Here is a 4,726-nt window from a genome sequence, read left to right on the forward strand (position 1 = left end):
CGGTCATGGGCTCGAGGGTAGCTACCCCAGTCGGATAAAGAGGTCTAGTGGAGGCGGCCGCCCTCCATGGGACCGTCAACCATGCGTCCGGTAGGGGATCGTTCAGCGGGCCGCTGAGCCGGCAGGTGTTGCTCTCGGACGCGTTACGGGTCGCGGCCGAGAGCAGGGCGACACCGGCGGCTCCCCGCCGGTCTGGCGCGTGCGGCGTCAGCAAAGTCCCCACTTCTCGACCGCACCGCCACAGTGGAGCCACCTGCGCACTGCCCGAGCGTCATCCGAGCTGGATGCTGCTGCGCAGTTCACCGCCACTCCGCGTCTCGAGCGTTCACCGGTCAGGTCCGGGCGATGCTCCTGGGGAGTGATGCCGTGTCAGCTGGTGGGGGAGACGTCCGGTGCGACGGTTTCCGGAAAGTCTGCCGGGGTGTGCGCCGTCTCGTGCGTGAGGGTGTCGACTGACCAGGTGCCCGCGTGTAGGCGCAGCGTCGCCTCCTGCGGGAACGAGTAGGCGTACTCCGGAGCCGCTTCGCCGGTCTCGTACGGGCTCCGCTGAAGGGTCGTGCTCTCGGTGAACGTCACCGTGGCCGAGTCGCCCGTGATCTGCACCGAGTCCAGCGACACGTCGGTCTCGAACGCCGTGAAGGACTCCCCGAGCTCGAGGTAGCGGTCTCGCTGAACGCGCAGCCGGGCGTCATCCTCCACGATCACCGCAAGCCGCCCCGGCGTCGAGGTCGATTCCGGGACGCCGAGGCCGGTGAGCTGCGGCGATCCTTCGACCAGGCTCTGAGCGTTCCGGTGCTCGAGGTCTGAGATCAGTGCCGTCGAGATAGCCTGGTTCTGCGACGACGAGGATGCGAGGCCGACGATCACCGCTGCGCCGGCTCCCGCGACGCACACAGCGCTCAGGGCTAGGACAAGCACTCCGGCAGGGCGCACAGCTCTCTCCTCACGGGAAGCCGATGACCGGCTGCTGCGAGCCTATACACCACGGTGTGACTACCCGAGAAGGGACAGCGTCGTCGCCCCGATGAACGGGCTATGACGACGTCGGTTCGGAGGGCGTACGGTGACGGGCGTGGACGACTCCAGCGACCGAGCGAACCGGTGGGCGGTCGGCCTCGGTGTCGTCGTGCTCCTACCTGCCGCTTTGTGGACGATGGTGAGCAGCGTCCTAATGGGCTTCGCGACGGACTCGTGCGCAAGCGCGAGGCCCTGCGACCGCGGACTGGCTGATGCGGGCATGGCGGTCGGCTTCTTCGGCGCCCTCGGCGTCTCCGTGGCTGTGATCGCGGCGTTCCTCTTCAAAGTCGGGCCGCGCGGGGTCAGCGCGTGGATCCCGTGGACGGGCGTCGGGCTCATCGTCCTCACTGGCATGGCTGCCCAGCTCCTGGTTCACGCTGCCACCTGAGCATTGTCGCGGCCTTGAATGTGCACGCTGCGGTCCCTGCCTGCCCTAGCGTTGCCTCATGGTCGCGTCTCGGCCTGAAATGCGCAGCGCCGTTCCGAAAGGGGAGTGTCTGTCGCGGGTCATCAAGAAGCCCACCGGCTCTTAGGCTGACCCGATGAGTTCCCCGGCACCGACCCGCCCGTTCGTGGGCGCTGCTCGCGTCGCCGTCGGTGCAGCGGCGATCGCGGTGATCCTCCACACCTACGCCTTGAGCATCGCGGCCGGCGATCCGAATCCGTTCGACTACTTCGGCTACTTCACGAACCAGACCAGCCTCCTCGCGAGCGCGGTGCTCATCGTCGCCGGATCGGTCGCGCTCGCCCGCCGTCCGACGCCGGTGTGGCTGAGCTACGTCCGCGGCGCGGCGACGGCCTACTCGATCGTCGTCGCCGTGATCTACAACACCCTCGTTCCCGGTACCGGAACGGCTCCGCCCTGGGTCAGCGCCGTCCTGCACGTGGTGCTCCCCGCGCTCGTCCTCCTCGACTGGATCGTCCTCGCCGACCGCGGACCGCTCTCCTGGCGCCGGCTGTGGGTGGTCCTGCCCTACCCGATCGTCTGGGTCGTCGTCGTGCTCGTCCGCGGAGCGACCGACGGGTGGGTGCCGTACGGTTTCCTGCTCCCCGAGAACGGAATGCCGTCGCTCGTCCTGCACGTCGCCGGGCTGACCTGCGCGGTGCTCCTCGCCGGCGCACTCGTCTGGGCACTGAGCCGACGCCGCACCTTCCACCTCATCTAGTTGATGTCCCAGCGGAGTAACTTCTTGACTCAGCTCAGTTCACAGATCAGACACTCACCCGCAGGTAGGGGCGCTGACCGGCCGCGGCGATTGAGGCGAGTGTCGAAGCGAGATCCTCGACGAGGCGGTGCACCTGCTCGGGTGACCATCCCTCGAGCTCGGACGACGCATCCTCCCACTGCCGCGCTGCGGCGGCACGACCCGTCTCACCTGCGGCGTCTAGCGCGCCACCCAGGCCGGTGCTGACTGCGATGACGAAGCTCTCGTAGTCATCGGTCGCCGCAACCGGCTGGTACTGCGCCGCGGGAACCTCGAGCGCTGGTGTCGAGGTCAGGATGCCTTCGAGCTCCCAGAGTCCGGTCGGATCTATGTCGCAGACGAGACCGTCCGATCCCGACAGCGCCGCGCCCGCCTCTTCATCGGAACCAGCACCAAACACACTCGCAAGAATTCCCATAGCAGTCAGCGTCTCACATAGCACCCAGCGTCTCACGTAGCACCCAGCGGTGCGCATGTGGCGGGGGACACGCGGTCGTGCTGTGCTACCTCACCTACGCCGAGGAACCAGGTCCGCAGGCTTCGCACGGCGGCTAGCGGAAGCGGTGACCCACCGTTCGTAGCACTGGAACAGCTGAATCGCGCCGACGGCTGAGACGACAAATCCGATCAGAATTCCCACGAGCAGGACTGGGCTGAGCTGGCCCCCTGTCTGATTCAAATCTGCACGAACGCCGGCCTGAAACTGCAACAGCGAGCAGATCACGGCGATCACAACACCCGACGCGAGCAGGCTCGAGCCCTTGAGCACTTCCACCATGACCACCCTCGGTCGTGAAACTACCGCAGAGTCTCCCACCCGACACCGCCTCGACCCTTATGGAGATCGTTCAATGGGCCGCTGCCGGCGGGTGTTGATCTCAGTCGCGCTGTGCGTCGCGGCCGAGAGCAGGGCGACACCGCCCCCCGCCGGGCTGTCGCGTGCGGCGTCAGCTCAGCGATGGCAGGATCTGGCTGGCGAGTGGCAAGCGCGCTAGGTCTCAGGCGGGTATTCTCCGCGCGTGGACCTGAATGACCGATCGAGCGCGGAGTTGGAAGAGATGATCACGGCAGTGTGCCGTCGAGTGCGTCGACGAGCGCGGGCCAGTTTTGACTTCGGTCTGGCGGCCGGTCTCGCGGGAGGCCTGCTGCTGGGCAATCTTTTCTTCGGGGGCCCCTCCACGCAGGCTCTTACCCCGATTTCCGTCGGCTTGCTCGTCATTACGGCGCCGCTCGCGGTAATCGCTACCTACATGAACACGGTGAGGCGTGCCCCGGACTTACAAAGCATCCATGACCTGCAGGAGATTCTCTTGCGCCGAGAATCTGCTTCCTGAGCGCGCCAGGTCCACATCGAATCGTTAGGCTTCTCACCTGCTGTCTGGCGCCCCTCCTCTCGGCCGCGGTTGTTAACCAGTAATAGGGTCGGCTGGTGGTCGTGCCGTGCCGTCATACTGAGCACGTGTCCATCAGTTCGCGGGTGTTGCGTTACGCATCCGCCTATGCGCTACTGCTCGTCGTCGTCGCGATCGTGTTGCTGAACACGTGGCCCGACTTGTGGGACGAACCACTCGTTCTCGTCGTCCTCGTTCCACTCATGATCATGGCAACGGCTTACCCGAGCTTGCGTCACCAGCTTCCTCCTGAGAGGAGCGTGCGCGAAGGGCAACAGGAGGGCCGTTCCATCCGCGCCGCTGCGTCCAAGGGCGCTCACTCCGCTGACCTAGAGCCGGACGAAGCGCCGGGGCTTTTCGACTCGCCCGCTCGCCAAGCACTCATGGCAGCAACAGTCACCGCCGCCGTGGTGATCGTGCTGGCTCTCATCAGCGTCGTGCAACCGGCGCTAGATCGAGGGTGACGTCACTGTCGCTCCTGGAGCCAGGAACGTCCCGTTACGGGATCGTTGACCGGCAGAGGGGGCGCTGCGCTATGTCGTCGCTCGTTCTTCCTTCGACTCGGTGATGAGCTCCTGCTTGCGTTCGGCTCTGAGCGCGACGACGGTTCCCGCGAGAGCGAGTGCGGCGGCTGCGGTGAAGAGGGCGGTGGCGTCCCACCTGTAGTGACGGATGGTGATGCCTGGTGAGGTCTCGCTGGCTGCGTAGGTGCAAGACAGGCCGAGCGGGTAGAGGATCTTCTCGCCCGACACGCGGCTGGAGTAGAGGTCGATCCCGTCGGGGTACTCGCTGTGCTGGCACTGCACGGCGGCCGGGTCCCAGCCGGTCTGGATCCAGCCGATCGTGTGGGTGAGGAGGGCGACTGGGGTGCCGATCACCATCGCGAGGATGCCGAGGGTCTTCGCGGTCCGCAGTTCCATCCCGTCAGAGTAGGGCGGACGCTACCCACCACGCGCGTCCCGAAAGGGGATGGGTGGCCGGTCACCCACTGAGCAGCCCGGTGGCTGTGGCGTATTCGGCGCAGTACCGTCAGCGAATGTTCTTCCACTCGAGTAAGCGCGATTCGCCGCAGTTGCGTCCTGAGCTCGAGCGGTTTCGCGAGGCTGTCGCTGA

8 protein-coding genes are annotated in these 4,726 nt (G+C 66.3%); 4 read left to right on the forward strand and 4 right to left on the reverse strand.

Annotated elements, in window-relative coordinates; translation table 11 throughout:
• Window positions 1-369: 369 nt before the first annotated feature.
• Window positions 370-867: a hypothetical protein gene (locus C5C30_RS17115; RefSeq protein ID WP_146079436.1), complete on the reverse strand. Its 498-nt coding sequence runs from the start codon at window positions 865-867 to the stop codon at window positions 370-372.
• 205 nt (window positions 868-1,072) lie between these two features.
• Between C5C30_RS17115 and C5C30_RS17120 the strand changes: the two genes are divergently transcribed.
• Both C5C30_RS17120 and C5C30_RS17125 read left to right on the forward strand, forming a co-directional pair.
• On the forward strand, window positions 1,073-1,405 hold the full coding sequence (locus C5C30_RS17120) for a hypothetical protein (protein ID WP_146076580.1): 333 nt from the start codon (window positions 1,073-1,075) through the stop codon (window positions 1,403-1,405).
• A 154-nt stretch (window positions 1,406-1,559) separates the two neighbouring features.
• Window positions 1,560-2,183 (forward strand): Pr6Pr family membrane protein, encoded by a 624-nt coding sequence (locus tag C5C30_RS17125; RefSeq protein WP_104250060.1) that lies wholly within the window; start codon window positions 1,560-1,562, stop codon window positions 2,181-2,183.
• A 46-nt stretch (window positions 2,184-2,229) separates the two neighbouring features.
• Here the strand turns inward: C5C30_RS17125 and C5C30_RS17130 are convergent, their stop codons facing one another.
• Both C5C30_RS17130 and C5C30_RS17135 read right to left on the reverse strand, forming a co-directional pair.
• Entirely contained in the window at window positions 2,230-2,640 is a 411-nt protein-coding gene (locus C5C30_RS17130; RefSeq protein WP_104248174.1) for a hypothetical protein, read from the reverse strand.
• 90 nt (window positions 2,641-2,730) lie between these two features.
• Window positions 2,731-3,000 carry a hypothetical protein gene (locus tag C5C30_RS17135; RefSeq protein WP_104248173.1) on the reverse strand — a complete coding sequence of 90 codons (270 nt, stop codon included), beginning with the start codon at window positions 2,998-3,000 and terminating at the stop codon, window positions 2,731-2,733.
• A gap of 241 nt (window positions 3,001-3,241) precedes the next feature.
• Between C5C30_RS17135 and C5C30_RS17140 the strand changes: the two genes are divergently transcribed.
• Window positions 3,242-3,556, forward strand: coding sequence for a hypothetical protein (locus tag C5C30_RS17140; RefSeq protein WP_146076581.1), 315 nt, complete (start codon window positions 3,242-3,244; stop codon window positions 3,554-3,556).
• Window positions 3,557-3,681: 125 nt separating this feature from the next.
• Complete coding sequence (locus C5C30_RS17145; protein ID WP_104250057.1) at window positions 3,682-4,077, forward strand: hypothetical protein; 396 nt, start codon at window positions 3,682-3,684, stop codon at window positions 4,075-4,077.
• 69 nt (window positions 4,078-4,146) lie between these two features.
• On the opposite strand, the gene C5C30_RS17150 is transcribed toward C5C30_RS17145, so the two are convergent.
• On the reverse strand, window positions 4,147-4,533 hold the full coding sequence (locus C5C30_RS17150) for a hypothetical protein (RefSeq protein WP_104250056.1): 387 nt from the start codon (window positions 4,531-4,533) through the stop codon (window positions 4,147-4,149).
• Window positions 4,534-4,726 lie beyond the last annotated feature (193 nt).

Source organism: Rathayibacter sp. AY2B5 (assembly GCF_002931645.1).
Taxonomy (GTDB): domain Bacteria; phylum Actinomycetota; class Actinomycetes; order Actinomycetales; family Microbacteriaceae; genus Rathayibacter.

Bases quoted from the DNA above. Each gene is read 5' to 3' on its own strand.
- C5C30_RS17125 (WP_104250060.1), top strand. From the start codon at position 1,560: ATGAGTTCCCCGGCACCGACCCGCCCGTTCGTGGGCGCTGCTCGCGTC.
- C5C30_RS17130 (WP_104248174.1), bottom strand. From the start codon at position 2,640: ATGGGAATTCTTGCGAGTGTGTTTGGTGCTGGTTCCGATGAAGAGGCG.
- C5C30_RS17150 (WP_104250056.1), bottom strand. From the start codon at position 4,533: ATGGAACTGCGGACCGCGAAGACCCTCGGCATCCTCGCGATGGTGATC.
- C5C30_RS17135 (WP_104248173.1), bottom strand. From the start codon at position 3,000: ATGGTGGAAGTGCTCAAGGGCTCGAGCCTGCTCGCGTCGGGTGTTGTG.